The sequence below is a fragment of the Chitinophagaceae bacterium genome (assembly GCA_016710165.1).
Taxonomy (GTDB): domain Bacteria; phylum Bacteroidota; class Bacteroidia; order Chitinophagales; family Chitinophagaceae; genus Ferruginibacter.
The window spans coordinates 677,093-695,099 of the sequence record JADJLJ010000001.1; the positions used below are offsets into that span (position 1 = coordinate 677,093).

The 18,007-nt window shown below is 45.7% G+C and carries 11 protein-coding genes and 1 tRNA gene; 9 read left to right on the forward strand and 3 right to left on the reverse strand.

Annotated features, from left to right (window positions below; genetic code table 11):
• Window positions 1–56: 56 nt before the first annotated feature.
• Complete coding sequence (locus IPJ02_02975) at window positions 57–569, forward strand: DinB family protein (protein ID MBK7374549.1); 513 nt, start codon at window positions 57–59, stop codon at window positions 567–569.
• 78 nt (window positions 570–647) lie between these two features.
• Here the strand turns inward: IPJ02_02975 and IPJ02_02980 are convergent, their stop codons facing one another.
• The 3 genes from IPJ02_02980 to IPJ02_02990 all read right to left on the reverse strand — a co-directional run bounded on the left by IPJ02_02980 (window position 648) and on the right by IPJ02_02990 (window position 6,192).
• Complete coding sequence (locus IPJ02_02980; protein MBK7374550.1) at window positions 648–3,392, reverse strand: T9SS type A sorting domain-containing protein; 2,745 nt, start codon at window positions 3,390–3,392, stop codon at window positions 648–650.
• A 369-nt stretch (window positions 3,393–3,761) separates the two neighbouring features.
• Window positions 3,762–5,906: a carboxy terminal-processing peptidase gene (locus IPJ02_02985; GenBank protein ID MBK7374551.1), complete on the reverse strand. Its 2,145-nt coding sequence runs from the start codon at window positions 5,904–5,906 to the stop codon at window positions 3,762–3,764.
• Window positions 5,907–6,118: 212 nt separating this feature from the next.
• Window positions 6,119–6,192, reverse strand: a tRNA-His gene (locus tag IPJ02_02990).
• Window positions 6,193–6,293: 101 nt separating this feature from the next.
• Here IPJ02_02990 and IPJ02_02995 point away from each other — a divergent pair.
• From IPJ02_02995 to IPJ02_03030, 8 genes are all read left to right on the forward strand, one after another.
• Window positions 6,294–6,902, forward strand: a complete 609-nt coding sequence (locus IPJ02_02995; protein MBK7374552.1) for a DUF445 domain-containing protein — start codon at window positions 6,294–6,296, stop codon at window positions 6,900–6,902.
• A gap of 111 nt (window positions 6,903–7,013) precedes the next feature.
• On the forward strand, window positions 7,014–9,665 hold the full coding sequence (locus IPJ02_03000) for a TonB-dependent receptor (GenBank protein MBK7374553.1): 2,652 nt from the start codon (window positions 7,014–7,016) through the stop codon (window positions 9,663–9,665).
• A gap of 653 nt (window positions 9,666–10,318) precedes the next feature.
• Entirely contained in the window at window positions 10,319–12,844 is a 2,526-nt protein-coding gene (locus tag IPJ02_03005) for a hypothetical protein (GenBank protein ID MBK7374554.1), read from the forward strand.
• Window positions 12,845–12,853: 9 nt separating this feature from the next.
• A complete protein-coding gene (locus IPJ02_03010; protein MBK7374555.1) occupies window positions 12,854–13,900 on the forward strand; it encodes a methyltransferase domain-containing protein in 1,047 nt (348 codons plus the stop codon).
• A gap of 1 nt (window position 13,901) precedes the next feature.
• Window positions 13,902–15,032: a glycosyltransferase family 4 protein gene (locus IPJ02_03015; protein ID MBK7374556.1), complete on the forward strand. Its 1,131-nt coding sequence runs from the start codon at window positions 13,902–13,904 to the stop codon at window positions 15,030–15,032.
• A gap of 97 nt (window positions 15,033–15,129) precedes the next feature.
• The gene (gene rfbF / locus IPJ02_03020; GenBank protein ID MBK7374557.1) at window positions 15,130–15,909 is read left to right on the forward strand and encodes a glucose-1-phosphate cytidylyltransferase; all 780 of its coding nucleotides are present in this window, start codon (window positions 15,130–15,132) and stop codon (window positions 15,907–15,909) included.
• Window positions 15,910–15,913: 4 nt separating this feature from the next.
• Window positions 15,914–16,993 (forward strand): SDR family oxidoreductase, encoded by a 1,080-nt coding sequence (locus IPJ02_03025; protein MBK7374558.1) that lies wholly within the window; start codon window positions 15,914–15,916, stop codon window positions 16,991–16,993.
• Entirely contained in the window at window positions 16,956–17,999 is a 1,044-nt protein-coding gene (locus IPJ02_03030) for an FkbM family methyltransferase (GenBank protein ID MBK7374559.1), read from the forward strand. The genes IPJ02_03025 and IPJ02_03030 overlap by 38 nt, the downstream gene beginning before the upstream one ends.
• The last annotated feature ends 8 nt before the right edge of the window (window positions 18,000–18,007 follow it).

The following is an 18,007-nucleotide window of genomic DNA, read 5'->3' on the forward strand; positions in this document are numbered from 1 at the left end:
CTGTTCATCTTAATTTTATTTTAATTTTATCTTTCATAAATAAAAAACCATTCGCCATGGCAAAACCTGCTCCCTCCTCCTATTCCAGTTATTTCAAACGGTATATTGACCAGGTACCGGATGATGACCTGCTTACCGCATTTGAAAACCAGTTGCCGGTGATAAAGCAATTCTTATCCTCCATAACGGAAGAAAAATCCATGTATGCGTATGATACGGGGAAATGGACGCTGAAGGAACTGCTGCAGCACATCATTGATGCCGAGCGGATATTCAATTACCGGGCGCTGTGCTTTGCCAGGAAAGAAACCGCTTCGCTGCCGGGATTTGATGAGAACGGGTATGCGGCGAATTCAAACGCCAACAGCCGGAAATGGCAGGACCTGGTTGATGAATTCCTGGCCGTTCGAAAAGGTACCGGATGGATGTATAAAAGCTTCACGGATGAAATGCTGGATTTTCCCGGTGTATCCAATAACAACCCGGCCACTGCAAGAAGTTTTGGCTTTGTGACCATCGGGCATTTCAATCACCACAAAAAAGTAATGGAAGAAAGATACCTTCCCTAAAACCCGTGATGAATAACTACACAATAAAATGATCGCCGGGCCATGGCCCGGGGATCATTTTATTTATTACCCCTGAACTTATTGTTTTATGATCCGTTGTGTTATTACATCATTCCCGGTCCTTAATTCCATGATGTATAAACCCGGTGCAACGGTCTGCAGGTCGCCCACCACCACGATATTATCGCCCGGCATCAGCGTTACATTCCGTTTTAAGACCTCCTGGCCCCTTGCATTAATGAACCGTATGGTACTGTTCTCTTCTTTTGCACTGCGAAGCTGTAATTTAATATTGCTTGTGAAAGGGTTGGGATAGACCGTTAAACTGCTCACCGCAATTGAACCATCCAGCCTCAACGCAACTACAGTACTGAATGTGCTTTTGCCATCCATATCAACGATCCGCAACCGGTAATATAAGATCTTAGAAGCCACGTTGGCCAGTGCATCCGGGTATATGTAATTTTTTGTAAGTACCGTTGTCCCGTTACCGGCAACCGTACCCATTTTTGTGAAATTAATTCCGTCAACACTGCGTTCGATATCAAAATGATCGTTCTTGGTCTCGCTTACTGTTGTCCACCGTAAAACCGCATCATTACTTTCTTTTTTAACGGTGAAAGAACTCATCTTAACCGGCGTGGGCGATCCCAGGGCAATGGATGCTGTTCCGTCATCCACGAACTGGTCGCCAAAGGCATTCTCCCCGGTAATACGGGCAGTATTAATAACAGTCGATAACAGATCGGTAGTGGATGGCGTAGATACCTGGAACCTCAATGTATACGTTTCTCCCGGTTTCAGCACGCCTCCGGAAGAATTGGTGGCGCCTGTTCCTATATAAAACTTTACAAAGTCTTTCCCGCCGTTTGTCCCTTTATAGGCAAAGTCAGTATCATTGGCATCTGTCTGAATACTGTTGCCGGGAAAACCAGGTGCGTTCACAACGATCAGCGATCCCGGTACATAACTCACATTATAAGGAATGGTATCCACCACCGTACAGCTCAAAGCATCAGCCTGGCCCACATTTGAGCCGGACAGGGTATAGGTCAGTATCTCATTTGTCTGCAATGTTCCAAATGGCGCTGTTCCGTCACTAACCGATTTATTCAAAATAATTTCCGGGTCTTTTGCTTTAATGGTAAAAGCAAAAACACTGGGGAAATACTGGTCTGCTTCTGTACCGAACTCAATAGCAACCTCGGTAGCATTCAGTGGGATACCGTAACCGGTACCTACTTCCTGCTCATCAATATCAATACCCATCTGGTTGAGGAAATTTGGATTTTTAGTACTTACATGAGATCCATTTTTTGAAATGGTTCCGTTCCAGAAATTGGTACCCGGGTTTACCGTATTGGAAACAACATTTCCATTAACCTTTATATAATCTCCGTTGGGGTTAGAACCGGCCGCAGCAAGATTTGCATCTCCTTCCCAGGATACCGTTGACATATAAGCATCGGAAGGTAATACCGGAGAACCCGGTGCGTTTAATCCTGTCAACAAAATGGATTGGGACGTTGGTGAGCCGCCGCTGAATACCTGTATAAATCCATCATAAACCCTTACGCTGGAATAAGAAACTGTTTGATTTTCGTACACTACTACCATGGCCCATCCTCCATAATTACCGCCACCGCTTGCTGAACCAACAGCAACGGTTATGTCGGCTACGGTATAAGTGCCTGCGCCATTACTATTAACAAAAGCTGTTAAATCAATGTATGATTGGTAAGCAGAATCGGAACCGGTGATCAGGCTTTTATCCACTTGTGATACAGGAGCCGTGATATTTGTATAAGCGCCCGAAATACCCTTGCGTATTTTAACTGTTCGTAAATTGATATTTCCACTGCCACCGGTTCCACCGTCTATTCTTCCTCCCCAGTAGAGACGTGCGAATCTTACGGTATTTGTTCCGGATGGCATGACCAGGTCGGCTGAGGAAGAATTAAAAGTTGCATTAACGGTATTGCCATCAAGTTTCATATCAAAATAAAGATCTACCGTGTTACTGGTACCCTGGTACAAAGCCACGGCTACCTGGTTATTGCCATTTGTAAAACTCGAAGATGGGATATTAATTACAAAATCACCATCCGTATAATTCCTGTTGCCGCCTGGATTTGTTCCATAAACCAGGGTTCCGGTTGGCATATTCATTCTTGCCACTTCCACCCCATTCACATATACCACGGCTCCATCATCGTACTTTGCTGTTAAGGTGATCGTTGAATATTGTGCCGGGTTGGTAATGTTGATATCCCTTCTGAGATAATAGGTTTCCCGGTTCGTCTGTGAAGGAGCATTTACGTTGGGTTCATTGTATCCAAAAGCATTGCTGTTATTGGCAGTATTGGTCCAGTTGGAAGCATCATTATAAGCGTCTTCTGTCCAGTTCAGGCCCGAAATATTTGCCGGGGCAGATGAATAATTGTTCAGTGAGTAGTACCTCCACATACCACCATATGCTAAAAGGGAAGCAGTACTTCCTCCTCCATCTACATCCGTAAACTGGATATTTGCATTATCATTACCATAGGCGCTGGTTCGGCCATTGGAATAATTGCCTGTGCCACTGGTGCTGAAGTCGTTCATAGCGGTACTGTTCACTACCCCGGTACTCCCGCTTCCGCTTGTATAAACAGCAGTAATGGTATTCCCAAAAATGGTGTGCCCGCCACGTATGTTATCAGAAAAAACAGGATTTCCATAAGCCCGTATAACCTGGGCCTTTGCTGATTGCTGTGTTGCTGCTACGGTTAAGCATACCATAATGCATGCAACTACGATTCCTCGTGAGGTAAAATTTTTCATTGTCTTGTGGTTTAGTGTTAAACTATGCGGTAAGCATATAGTTTTTACAGGACTGGCTGTGATGCATTACGATCACAAAGACAACTTTTCAGCAGATATTAAATTGGAGGGATTTGGAAATTGGGTATTTCGTGAGATACGTGGACTTCAGGTAAGCAATTTTTAAATAGAGGTATCACAAAGGTATAAGAACTATCTTAAATTCAAAATTTTTATATGACTTTTTTTTGAAAGCCCTCATTTCTACAAGGCTGATATGATTTTAACCAACAAATTACCAATGTGTTATATCCTTTAACTAAAAAAGTGCAATAGGAAAAATCCTATTGCACTTCTGAATATGACTGGGTTTACCTTAACGTAAACAGATCAATTGGTTTTTGCGGTAGTGCTCTGGTTGATCATGTTATTCATCACTTTCACGGTCTCATCAATATAAATATCATTACTTACCCGCTTCAACCACTGGTTATTTTTCTCCAGTTTATCCTTTGCGGCACTCAATAGTTCCGCATCGGCAGTAGTATTCTTCACATTCATTTCCTTGCTTAGCTTATACAGGTCATCCAGTTCTTTGACCTTTGCCTTTAATTGCTTCTGCTCTTCTTTATATTTAGCCAGGTTCAGCGAGTACTCCTTGTCATTGTATTTATCCAGCCAATTAACGCTTTCCCTTATTTTCTTGAATACCGGGTTTGCTGAGATCTGTGCATCACCATGTTTAACTACTGCATCGCTGCTGATGGTACTGGTCCAGGGTTTAAAGTCGGCTTTACCGATTTCATCCCAGGGCAAAGAATAAGAATCATCCCGCTCCCGGAATTTCAGGTATTCCAGCCTGTCGGGAATAACAATGTCTGGGGTAACGCCCTTTATCTGCGTAGAGCCGCCGTTTATACGGTAAAACTTCTGCAGGGTCAGTTTCACGGATCCCAGGTCTTCTGTATTCCTGTTGGCAAATGCCGGGTTCTCACTTTCGGGATTTAATGGAATGGTACGCTGAACGGTACCCTTGCCAAATGTAGAACTGCTGCCTATCACGATCCCTCTTTTATAATCCTGTATGGCTGCCGCAAAGATCTCGGAAGCGCTGGCGCTGAACTCATCCACCATAACCGTCAAAGGGCCGGTGTACAAAACACTTTTATCCTTGTCCTTCCATTGGTACGGCCTGTCTTCCCCACGTCCTTTAACCACACACACTGGACCATCTTCAATAAACAAACCAGCCATTTTTACCACTTCCGGCAGGGAGCCACCCCCGTTGCTGCGCAGGTCGATTATAATGCCTTCCACGTTCTCCGCCTTGAGTTTCTGAACTTCCCTGGCCACATCCTCCGAGCATTTGGCGCCGTTTGGATTGGCAAAGTCAATATAAAACTCCGGCAGGTAGATATAACCCACTTTATGGTCACCATTGATGATGGCGCTTTTGGCAAATGTGTCGTCTAATTTTATCTCATCTCTTAAGATGGTGATCACTTTTACGGAACCATCCATCTTACGAACGGTCAATTTCACTTCGGATCCTTTTTCAGAACCCCGGATCAGTTTCACCGCATCGGTCACCGAATACCCGGTAACATCCACCGGCTCTCCGTTGGCCTGTGCGATCTTAATGATCTCATCATCCACTTTCAGCTCACCCCCCTTCCAGGCGGGTCCCCCGGAAATAAGCGTGCCTATTTTTATCTTACCGTCATCTTCCTTGAGTACCGCACCTATCCCAAAGAAACTACCCTTCATCCCCTCGTCAAACGAGCGCTTGTCGATGGGTGCAAAATAATTGCTATGCGGATCCATGACTCCGGTGATGGAATTTACAAATGTGCTGAAGTTCTCGTCACTGGTCTCCCTTGTCTTCTTGGTGGTAAAATACCGCTCGATCTGTTTTCTCACCGCATCCCTTGCTTCTCGCTCCAGGGTGGAGTCTGCCTTATACTTGAAATCTTCCTTGCCCTTGTTCTTCTCCCGGTCATCCAGCATATCGGAATAACGGCCAAGCGTCATGTATTTCAACCGCTTTCGCCATATCTCTTTTCTTTCTGCCTCGGTCTTTGGGTTATTCAGTTTTTCCCGGTCAAGTATTACGTTCTCCTCTTTTGAAAAATCAAACGGCTTTGCCAGGATATCCTTATACAAGACAGCGGTTTCATTCAGGCGCTTCAGGTACACATCATTGATGGCATAAAAAGATAACAGGTCAGAACCATGTATCTCATCATCGATCTTGCTGTCGAATTTCCTGAACTCCTCTATATCGCCCTGTAAAAAAATATTGCGGTCATTATCCAGGTCCTGCACAAATTTTTTGAGCACTTCCCTGGAGAAGTTATCATCGATCTTCTTTGGACTGTAATGCCCCTGCTCCAGCAGCACACCCACATTGCGCAGTATCCTTGTATACTTTGACTTGGGATTATCGTGGTCGTTCTTTCCCTGTGTTTGAAAAGCAACGAACATACTTGCAGCGGTAAGTACCAGAATTACCGGTAAGAATTTTTTACTCATCATAAAACGTGCAATTTTTTGCATACTGTAAAAATAACGGAAAAACAACTGTTTCTGTTTCTTATAAACGTATGATTTTGAATAATGTTTTGTTAAACCAGTTCTCCGGAAATGAGAACGGATGAACGGTAATTTTATTTCCCCCTTGTGTCATTATTCCATCATAATAACAATCCGGGCAGGCATAAAAAAACCCGGAACTTTTCCGGGTTTTGGGTAACCAATGGGGCTCGAACCCACGACCCTCAGAATCACAATCTGATGCTCTAACCAACTGAGCTATGGCTACCGTTTTAACAGGGGGCAAAAATAAAGAAAAACAGCTCTCCTTCAAAATTACATTTTGAACCCGCTTACATAATCTGTTTCTTTGCAGCCCTGCTGTCATTCATGCAATCCATTCATTACATACTGATCATTCTTTTTTCCTGCCTCACCGGCTGGCTGGTCATCCGGCTCATCCTCAAAATTCTATTCTGGCCCGAAAAACCGTTGCCAGCCCTGGGTTTTAAATTCCAGGGACTGTTACCAAAACATCAGCCGCTCATTGCGGAGCAACTGGCCGAAATGGCCGGCAGGGAATTCTTTTCAATTTCTTCCCTGAAAGAAAAAGCAGCCAACCCGGCCAGCTTTGATAAACTGAAGCCGGAGATCGAATATCACATCGATCATTTCCTGCGGGAGAAACTGAAAGAAAGCTTTCCCATGCTTTCGATGTTCATCGGCGACAAGACCATCAACCAGCTGAAGGGCGCTTTTTTACTGGAACTGGAAAGCCTGTTCCCCGTCATCATGAATTCCTATCTTTCAAATCTTGAAAACGATCTCAACCCAAAACAACTGATCGCTGAAAAGATCGCCGGTCTTTCGCTGAAAAGATCCGGCATCCTGGCGAACAAATCAGCCAAAAAACTGTTTATCCGTCTGCAGCTGGCAGGTGCACTGACCGGGTTGCTGCTGGGATTGCTGCAGGTCTTGTTGTTCAGGCTGTTAGCATAGACAATTTCCCTTGCTCCCTTCATATATACCACTCATCCTGATGGGGCCGGGTATTTCGTTTTTTTTGAAGGTTCTTTGCACCCGGTTAAAAAATATTAAAATACTCTATAAATGATACGTACTGGTAAACTTTTGCTGATTGTAGCTTTTTCATTATCCTTTTCACAGGCATTCTCCCAAATGCCGGGTATGGGCGGCAACCGTGCCGGTATGGGCGGACAGAATATGAACCTGGGCCATTTTTACGGCAAGATCATCGACAGTGTATCCGGGAAACCCATTGAAGCGGTATCGGTGCAACTCATACAGAATAAGTTTGACTCGGTGGCAAAGAAAAGAAAGGATGTAATTGTTGGCGGAATGCTTACTACCAAAAAAGGCGAATTCAGTATTGAGAACCTTTCCATAATGGGCACGTACAAACTGAAAATAACAGCCATTGGTTTTAAAACGATCGAACGGAAAGTGAACTTCGAGCTCAACATGGGAGCCGCAAGGAACGGCGATCTCAGCAGCATGCTCAGCGGTGTGGACAAGGACCTGGGCAATATTAAACTGGAAGCAGACGCAAAACAACTGGAGAATGTGACCGTAAGCGCCAGCAAAGCCACCCTGGAGATGAAGATAGACCGGAAGGTATTCAATGTAGAAAAGAACCTGAACAGTGTAGGCGGCACCGCCGTGGATGTAATGAAAAATGTTCCTTCCCTTAATGTGGATATAGATGGCAATGTTTCTTTACGCAATGCCACCCCGCAGATATTTGTGGATGGAAGGCCAACCACCATGACCCTCGACCAGATCCCGGCAGACGCCATTGCATCCGTTGAAATAATTACCAACCCCTCCGCCAAATATGATGCCAGTGGCGGTGGTGCAGGCATCCTCAATATAGTACTTAAGAAAAACAGGAAAGCCGGTTACAACGGTAACCTTCGTGCAGGCATTGATATGCGTGGCCGCCCGAACCTGGGAGGCGATGCAAACATAAAACAGGGCAAAGTGAACTTCTTTGCAGCCGGACAGTTTGGAATGCGTAAATCCATCAGCACGGTAACAAGCGACCGCACCGACTTCAGCAGCAACCATACTGCCTACCTGGCACAACGGAACAAACCCATCAACACCGGCTTCTTTGCTTTCGGCAGAATGGGCATGGATATTTTCATCAACAACCGGAACACCCTTTCGGTGGGCGGCAATATTGTACGCGGACAATTCAAGACCAACGACCTCATTAACATATTCAGGGATACCGTGAGCACATCGGGCACCATCAGCGACCGGGGCGAAAGAACAAGTAAGAATACCGGTAACTTCCGCAACTACGGGGCCACCATGAGTTTCAAGCACAATTTCGCCAAGGCAAATAACGAATGGACAGCCGACCTGACCTATAACCAAAGCAGGAACGATAATATCGGTGATTACACTACCCAATACTTCTACCCCACCAATAATCCAAAAACACCCCTGTTCACCGAGCGGTCAAAAGGCGGGGGCAGCAGTTCGTTCTTTACGGTTCAAACGGACTACTCAGATCCGATAACCGATAAGATGAAGATCGAAGCAGGGCTAAGGGGCGCATTCCGGAATTTTACCAGCTTCAATGATAACTATATTCAGAATTCCACGGGACAGTATTTTCTCATTCCGGGCCTCAGCAATAATTATAAATTCAACGATGCCCTGTATGCCGGGTACCTGACATTCGCTCACCAGCTTAAAAAACTCAGCTACCAGCTGGGTTTACGGGTTGAAAGTTCATCCTACACAGGCAACCTGATCTCTAAAAACCAACAGTTTAAAACCGATTACCCGCTGAGCTTTTTCCCAAGTGCATTTGTGACCTATAAAATCGATGATAAACAGGATATGCAGGTCAATTATTCAAGAAAGATAAACAGGCCAAACTTCTTCCAGCTGATACCGTTCATTGATTATTCCGATTCGCTGAACCTTTCGGTTGGTAACCCCAACCTGGTGCCGGAGTTCACCAACCTGCTCGAATTATCCTATTCCAATCAATACAAACCGGGCAATACGTTCCTGGCCACTGTATATTTCCGCAATACCGACAACCTCATTACCCGTTACCAATACAAAGATGCCAACCCCAACCCTGCCAAGCCCGACAGTGTGATCATCAGCACCTACGTAAATGCAAACAGGAGTTATACATATGGCTTTGAAGTAACGGGAAAGAACAAACTGGCCAAATGGTGGGACCTTACCACCAACCTGAACCTGTTCAATTCAACCATACAGGCAGGGAACCTGGCAGGCGGCGAGACCAATTCGCAGTTCAGCTGGTTTGCAAAGATCAATAACAATTTCAAGCTGCCTAAGAACTTCTCCATACAGTTCTCCGGCGACTATACCGCCAAAACCCTGGTGGCACCGGGTGGTGGCGGAAGCCGTGGTATGGGTATGATGTTTGGCGGAGGTTCACAGCCGAGTGCACAGGGTTATATCAAGCCGATCTTCGGCGCCGACCTTTCCATCCGGAAGGAATTCCTGAAGAACAATGCCGCATCACTTACCCTCCAGTTCAGTGACATATTCCGCACCCGGCTTTATGCATCGCACAGTGAATCGCAGTATTTTGTACAGGACAACGAACGCCGCAGGGACCCGCAGTTTGTACGCCTGAACTTTAACTGGCGCTTTGGCAAGATGGATGTATCGCTTTTCAAAAGGAAGAACATGAAAGGGGAAATGGAGAACATGCAGAATGCACAACAGGGAATGGGAGGAAATTAACTGAATCATTTTTCGATCGCCGTGGCCGGTGTCCCCACCGGCCACTTTCACAATCATACGAAAATCTACCGGCCATTTTTCACGGCCTTTAGTGAAGCTTCGCTGTCTAAAAATGAAAATTTCACTCATTAGTTTGCGGTTGGTGGGGACACCAACCGCGGCGGAACCCGTGGCCGGTGTCCCCACCGGCCACTTTCACAATCATACGAAAATCTACCGGCCATTTTTCACGGCCTTTAGTGAAGTTTTGCTGTCTAAAAATGAAAATTTCACTCATTAGTTTGCGGTTGGTGGCGACACCAACCGCGGCGGGAACCCGTGGCCGGTGTCCCCACCGGCCACTTTAACAATCATACGAAAATCTACCGGCCATTTTTCACGGCCTTTAGTGAAGTTTCGCAGTCTAAAAATGAAAAATTTTAATCATTATTTTGCGGTTGGTGGAGACACCAACCGCGGCTAGAACCCGTAGCCGGTGTATACACGGCCACTTTCACGATCAAACGAAAATCCATCGGCCATTTTTCACGGCCTTTAGTGAAGCTTTGACGCCATTTACCCTCCTAATTTGGTTTTTTTAGCATTATTTTGCCGAAGCAAAAACTCTTTATGAAGAATATCTCTTTCAAACAGGTTCTCCCCCACTGGTTGCGGTGGCAACCTTTCTATTACTATCTGTCATCCTCACAAAGCCCGCCCTGGAAGGGAAGGCCGTTCAGCAAAGCGACGTGATACAGTGGAAGGCCATGGCGCAACAGTCATTTGAGTTCAAGGAAAAATATGGCCACTTTCCCAAATGGACCAACAGCATGATGAGCGGGATGCCCACCTTCCAGATCGCCCTGGGCCCGAAAGATCCGATGAACATTCACCTCGGTTATGTGCATGATATACTTACCATGGGTTTCCCAAAACCGGTATTCTATTTATTCATTGCAGCGCTTTGCTTTTACCTGCTATGCATTGTCATAGGGCTTAATCCCTGGGTGAGTATATTCGGGGGCATAGCGTATGCCTATTGTTCATACGACCCGGTACTGATCGCCGGGGGGCACGATACCAAACTGCTTTCCATGGCCTATGCGCCTGCCGTACTTGCCGGCATACAAATGATATTTAAACGAAAATACTGGATCGGTACTGCGCTGTTATTGACATCCGGCATATTGATGCTTGGACAGCTACACCAGCAAATTGTTTACTACACTTTACTGATGACTGTATTTATGACGATGCCTTTCATCATAAAGTGCATCAAAGAAAAAGCGATAAAACACCTGGCAATTTCGGCAATACTCAGCATCAGCATCGGGGCGGTCATATTAGGTACCATGGCATTGATCTACTGGCCAACCTATGAGTTCAGTAAAGAAACCATGCGTGGCGGGAGAAGTGAACTGACGCAGAAGGACAAAAAGAATGAAACAAAAGGCGGCCTGGATAAAGATTATGCCTTTCAATGGAGTTACGGCAAAGCCGAGACCATGACCATGCTGGTGCCCAATGCATTTGGGGGAAGCTCGTCGGAAGGACTGGGTGAAAATTCAAAAGCCATTGAAGTATTGCAGGAGAATGCCGCTACCCTACCCCAGGGATTTGCACAACAGGTGGCCCAGTCATCGCCGTTGTACTGGGGCGAACTATTAAGTACCCAGGGAACTGTTTACATGGGTGCCATTGTTTGCCTGCTCTTTCTGTTCGGCGCATTTTTATCAAAGAATGAGCATAAGTGGTGGCTGGTTGCCATCACATTATTTGGTATCATCCTGGCATGGGGCAAAAATTTTGAAGCGGTCAATTATTTCCTTTTCGACCACTTACCTTTTTATAAAAAATTCAGGGCGCCTTCCATGGCATTGGTGATACCGCAGCTTTCCATGGCATTGCTGGCATCCATATTCCTGGATGAATTTGCCAAAAATACAGATAAGGAGAAGTTGAAACAACTGTTCAAAAAATGCCTGTACATTACCGGTGGCACCATTGCCGTGCTGGCAATGTTCTACTTCTTCGCAGGTTTTACCAACGAGGCCACCAATGAACTGCGTAAGAATATAAATGATGCCCTGCAGGGGAAAGGAACCGATTTTACCCGGAGCTATTTCAGTGCACTGAAAACCGACCGCCAGGCATTTTATGCGGGCGATATGTGGCGAACGATCGGCTTTTTATTGGCCGGAATTGCACTGATCTTCTTCTATGCAAAGCAATGGATAAAACCCTGGATACTGTACGCAGCGATGATCGTTCTCTGCACCATCGACCTGTTTGGCGTGGCCCGGAGATACCTGAAAGAAGAGAATTTTGTGGAGCCCGCCGACCTGGAAGCAGCTTATACCGACACCCGTGCCGACATCCAGTTAAAAAGCGACACCGGTTATTACCGGATCGTGAACCTGACAAGCCCGTCCGGGGATGGCAGGTATTCCCTGACCATGAGTACCGCTTTCAATGATGCCATCGCTTCGTACAAACACAACAATATTGGCGGCTACAGCCCGGCCAAACTTGGTTTGTACCAGGACCTGATCGAAAGGCAGATATACAATAATATACAGGCCTGGGGTACCGACCCAATGGCAAGAGACAGTTTCCAGGTACTGAATATGCTGAACATGAAATACGTGATCGTTCCCGACCGGAACGATGCCCGGCAGAATATGGCCATGCAGAATCCCTTTGCCATGGGACCCTGCTGGCTTGTTAAAGAAGTGAAGTTTGTAAAGAATGCCGATGAAGAAATGAATGCCCTCAATGCTTTTGACCCGGTACAGGTTGCTTTCGTGGATGAGAAGTTCAAAGCCGCTGTTCCCTTCACCCCCGTTTACGATTCAGCTGCTTATATCAAGCTGCTGTGGAATAAAAATGACGAGATAAGATACGAGTTCAATGCAGCCGCCAACCAGTTTGCTGTATTCAGCGAAGTATATTACCCGCTGGGGTGGAAAGCGTATATTGACGGCAAGGAAACACCGTATTGCAAGACCAATTATGCACTGAGGGGGCTTGCCATACCTGCCGGCAAACATACGATCGACTTTGTTTTCGATCCCGGATCAGTCCGGGTGGGAGAAAAAGTGGCCCGGTATGCGAATATTTTTTCGGTACTGGTTGTTTTGCTCTGCCTCTTCATGGCATGGAAAAGCTGGAAGAAGGGACCGAAAAATATAAAAAGCTGATCACACACTTTGCAAACAGGCAGGAAACATACATTCATTGAGCCGGGTGATGAACTGGCCCGGTTGATCAATGAAAAAGCCAACGGGCTTTATGAGCAGTTGAGAACACTTGACATAAGCGACACGGTCATTGATGATTTCGGAAAACATTATTTCAGCAGTCACCATACCGGCAGCCGGCTCTTCTTTTCCATACAAAGCAGCGCCGATATCATTTACCGGTCGGTTAAACTGGTAAACAGTAACATACAGGACATCCGTTTCATTGATTACGGCGCCGGGCTGGGTACGCTGTTTCTGCTGGCCGGCAAGATCGGGTTCGGGAAGGTATATTTCAATGACTATTTCCCGCAATGGGCCGGTTATGCAAAGATCATCTGCGATAAACTTGGCATAACCATCGATGATTTCATTTCCGGTGATATTGATGCCGTGATCGGTTATGCAAAGGCAAACGACCAGGCTTTCGATATCGTGGCATCCAGGAATGTGGTGGAGCATATTTACAGCCTGGAGCATTTCTATTCAAAGCTCTTCCGGTCCGGCCTTACCACGGTCTGTTATTCCACCACCACGGCCAATTATCATAACCCGGCCATGCGGTGGAAACACTACTGGTATCACCATAAAGTGGAAAAGGGTTTTTACCGGAAGCAGCGGGAAGAATTCATAAAAGAATTAAAGCCGGGTATCGGCGCAGTGGACCTGGCGAAACTGGTGAAGCAAACAAGGGGCAGGGCTTTTTCGGATCTCACGGATACGATAGAAAAGTATTTCAATAAACAGCCGGTACAAGCCATCTCACCGCCTGGCAGCAACACCTGCGATTGCAGGACCGGCGTGTGGGCCGAGCATCTGATCACAAAACAGCAGTATGTTCAAATCATTGAAAAAGCCGGTTTCACCGCAACCTACACAGCAGGTTTCTGGGATACCCATTATAAATATGCTGTTGTAAATTTATTCACCCGGTTACTGAACGGGATCATTAAAATATCGGGAAGTAAGGGTTATTGGTTTGCCCCTTTTGTAAATGTGGTGGCCACCAGGAAATAAAATGAACAGCACCGTAAAGATATTAAGCCTGGTATCGTACAAATTCCTGCCGCCCGACATGGGTGGCCAGAAAGGCATTGCTTTCTTTAACCGCTACCTGGCTGAAAAAACCGACCTGCTTTGTGCCACCGTACAGGAAAATGATAAAACAGAGAATGAAGGTTACCCTGTTAAAAAAATCCTCGGCAACAGCAAACTACGGTATATCAACCCCTTTTATTTCTTTACGCTGAGCCGCATCATCAAAGAGAACAACATTACCCATCTCATACTGGAACACCCCTATTACGGCTGGCTGGGCATGCTGCTGAAGTGGTCTTGTAAAGTAAAGCTGGTTGTACATTCCCATAATATAGAATCGCTGCGGTTCAGGACGATGAACAAATGGTGGTGGGGCATTTTATGGAATTATGAAAAGTTCACCCACCGGAATGCAGACCTGAGTTTCTTCATTCATGACGATGACCGGAACTATGCCCTTGCGTGTTTTAAACTGCAACCCGCGAAATGCGTGACCATCACCTATGGCTTTGAACACCCGGCCGCCCCTGCAGAAACTGAAAAAACAGCAGCCCGCAGGTTCATCTGCAACACCCAGAGTATTGACCCCTCGGAGAAATTATTGCTCTTCAACGGGACCCTTGGCTACAAACCAAACCTGGATGCGCTGGATATCATACTGCAGAAGATAAATCCGCTGCTGCTGGCAACAGAAGGCTTCCGGTACAAGATCATCATCTGTGGCAATAAACTCCCGCCTGCCTATTCGGGCCTGGTAAATTACAAAGACAGGAATATTATTTATGCCGGTTTTGTGGCCGACATCAATCCATATTTTAAAGGCGCTGATATTTTCATCAACCCGGTCGTGGATGGTGGCGGCATTAAAACCAAACTGGTGGAGGCATTGGGCTACGGCCTTTCGGTTGTAAGCACCCGAAGCGGGGCCATTGGCATCCCGGCTGAAGTAACCGGCTATAAGATGAAACTTGTTGCAGACAATGACTGGGGATCATTTGCCGGGCAGGTCATTTCGATCGATACCGAAACCAGGACCCCGGGGGAATTCTTCGATCATTTTTACTGGGGGAGTATTACAGAAAAAGCAAAGGTGGCTATTACATCGATCTGACAGGTCAATTTACTATCAAAGCATATTTACCGCTTCCCGGCATTTTTAGCCGAATAAACTCCCAAATCATTTACTTTTGCACTCGAAAAAAGGATTTATGAAAGTAGTCATTTTTGCTGGTGGGCTTGGCACCCGTATCTCGGAAGAAACGGATACCCGTCCAAAGCCCATGGTGGAGATCGGGGGCAAACCCATCCTTTGGCATATCATGAAAATGTACAGTCACCATGGCTTCAATGATTTCGTGATCTGCCTGGGCTATAAAGGTTACGTGATCAAGGAATATTTCATGAACTATTTTCTGCACAATTCAGATATTACCATTGACCTCGCTGACAATAAAATGGAAATTCACGGCACCAGGTCTGAGTCTTTCAAAGTGACCCTGGTTGAAACAGGTATGAGTACCAAAACAGCCGGCAGGTTGAAGCAGGTACAAAAATATATTGGCAATGAAGATTTCCTGCTGACATACGGGGATGGGGTAAGCGATGTGAACATTGCCGATTTGGTTTCATTTCATAAGAAGGCCGACAAAATTGCTACCGTAACATCCGTGCAGCCGGATGCCCGCTTCGGCGGAATGGATCTTGCTGCCGATGGAAGCGTAAATGCCTTCCGGGAAAAATCAAAAGCGGATGCACAGTGGATCAATGGCGGCTTCTTTGTTCTTAAAGCAACTGTGTTCAACTACCTCCAGAAAGATATGTCGAATATTATGTGGGAAGATGAGCCGCTGGAAAAACTCACTGCCGACAAACAACTGGTAGCCTATAAACATAAAGGTTTTTGGAAATGCATGGATGCCCTGCGGGATAAGATCGAATTAAATGAATTGTGGGAAAGCGGAAAAGCCCCCTGGAAAATCTGGAAATAAGATCATGAAAGTATTAATAATAGGAAATCTTGGATACATCGGTCCGATCGTTGTCAAACATTTCAGGTCAGTATACCCTGGTTATTTTTTAGCGGGTTACGACATCGGTTATTTTATCCAGAACAATACTTACAATGGAATTGCCGGAGATACCTTACTGAATGTTCAGTATTTTGGCGATGTAAGGAATTTTGATGCTTCGCTGCTGAATGGATTTGACGGCGTGATCTATCTGGCCGCTATTTCCAATGATCCGATGGGTAATGCGTATGAAGCCCCTACCCTTGATATAAATTGTAATGCCGCCATTCACATTGCACAAGAAGCAAAGAAAGCGGGCGTAAAGCAGTTCGTTTTTGCCAGCAGTTGCAGTGTATATGGGTTTGCCGATAGTGCACCCCGGACCGAATCCTCCGAAGTAAATCCATTAACTGCTTACGCAAGGTCCAAAGTGAATGCCGAGAAAGGCCTGCAACCTTTGGCTGATGCTGATTTCCAAATTACCTGTTTGCGCTTTGCAACAGCCTGTGGCTATAGCGACAGGCTGCGGTTAGACCTGGTGTTAAATGACTTTGTTGCCAGTGCCATTGCTGCAAAAAAGATCAGCATCTTAAGCGATGGCACCCCCTGGCGTCCCCTGATCCATGTAAAGGATATGGCAAGGGCAATGGATTGGGCCATTCAAAGAAAGGCAGGAGGAAATTTCCTGGTCATCAATACCGGGAGCAATATTTGGAATTACCAGGTAAAAGAACTGGCTGCAGCCGTGCAGCAACTGTTTACCGATGTGGAAGTGGATATTAATGCAAATGCACAGCCGGACAAACGGTCCTACAAAGTAAGTTTTGACCTGTATGAAAAACTGGCCACTGCCCATCAGCCACAGGTAAGTTTACAGGAGGCCGTACAGGATCTCAAAAACGGCTTGCAGGGAATAGGTTTTAATGACAGCAATTTCCGACAATCAGCAATGATCCGTTTAAAGACCATTGAAAAATTAATTGACCACCGGGTCATTGACCAGAACCTTGCTTTTAAAAACAGTAATGACAAAAATCGAATCCATAAAAGAAACGCTGCGTAATACTCCTGTTTACCGGGATGCATTTATTGAAGCATTGGTTGTGTTTGAAAAAAAAACGGGTCACCCGCAGTTAAACGTGAGGGATGCTGTTTCGGGGCCTTTAGCTGATGAATTGTTTATGGGGGAACGTTTCGCCAAAGAATTACAAAACGGGTTAAAGATAAATTTTGTTTACAACTCAAAAATTGCACGAGAGTTTCTCTTGTGCGATCCCGCTGTTCCCAATCATGTGTGGGAACCGCAGACCACTAAATTGCTGCTTCATTTTTCAAAAAATGCAGGGAATGTGATCATTGCCGGTGCATATTTTGGCGACCAGGCCATACCGGTCGCTCATAATATCAGGGACACAGGCCTGTGTCATACCTTTGAGCCTAATAAGAATAATTCCGACCTGATCATTGAGAATGCAAGGCTTAATAACCTGGACAATATCCTCATCAACAACCTTGCCCTGTGGAATAAAAGCAATGAGAAACTAATCTTTGAAGGAGAAGATGCATTAGCCAGTACGGTGGAAGCATCCGGTTCAGCTGCCCATGTTCTGCATACCATAACCATCGACGATTATGTATCCGGAAATAAAGTAAGCAAGGTTGACCTTTTAATGATCGATGTGGAAGGAAGTGAAATAAAAGTTCTACAGGGTGCCGTTGAAATGCTGAAAAAAGATAAACCGGTCGTTGTTTTTGAAACCCACAGCCTGTATGATGACTGGAGCAACGGGTTGCAAAATTGCCCTTCCGCCAGATTGATGAAGGAACTCGGGTATGAAGTATTTGCAGTCCGGGAATTTCATCAGAATATCGATACCGGTGATATGCCGATCGAATTACTCCCATTAGACAGGACCTATTGCGAAACACCGCCCCATCATGGTTTCAATATGCTGGCCGTTCCTTCAAAAACACGTATAGAAAACGAATTGTTCAGGATCGTGTATGACCTCAGTCCCAAGTTGATCCTGCCGAAAAATGATGCCAGGTTCTCCCCATCGAAATTTTAAAAACTTAA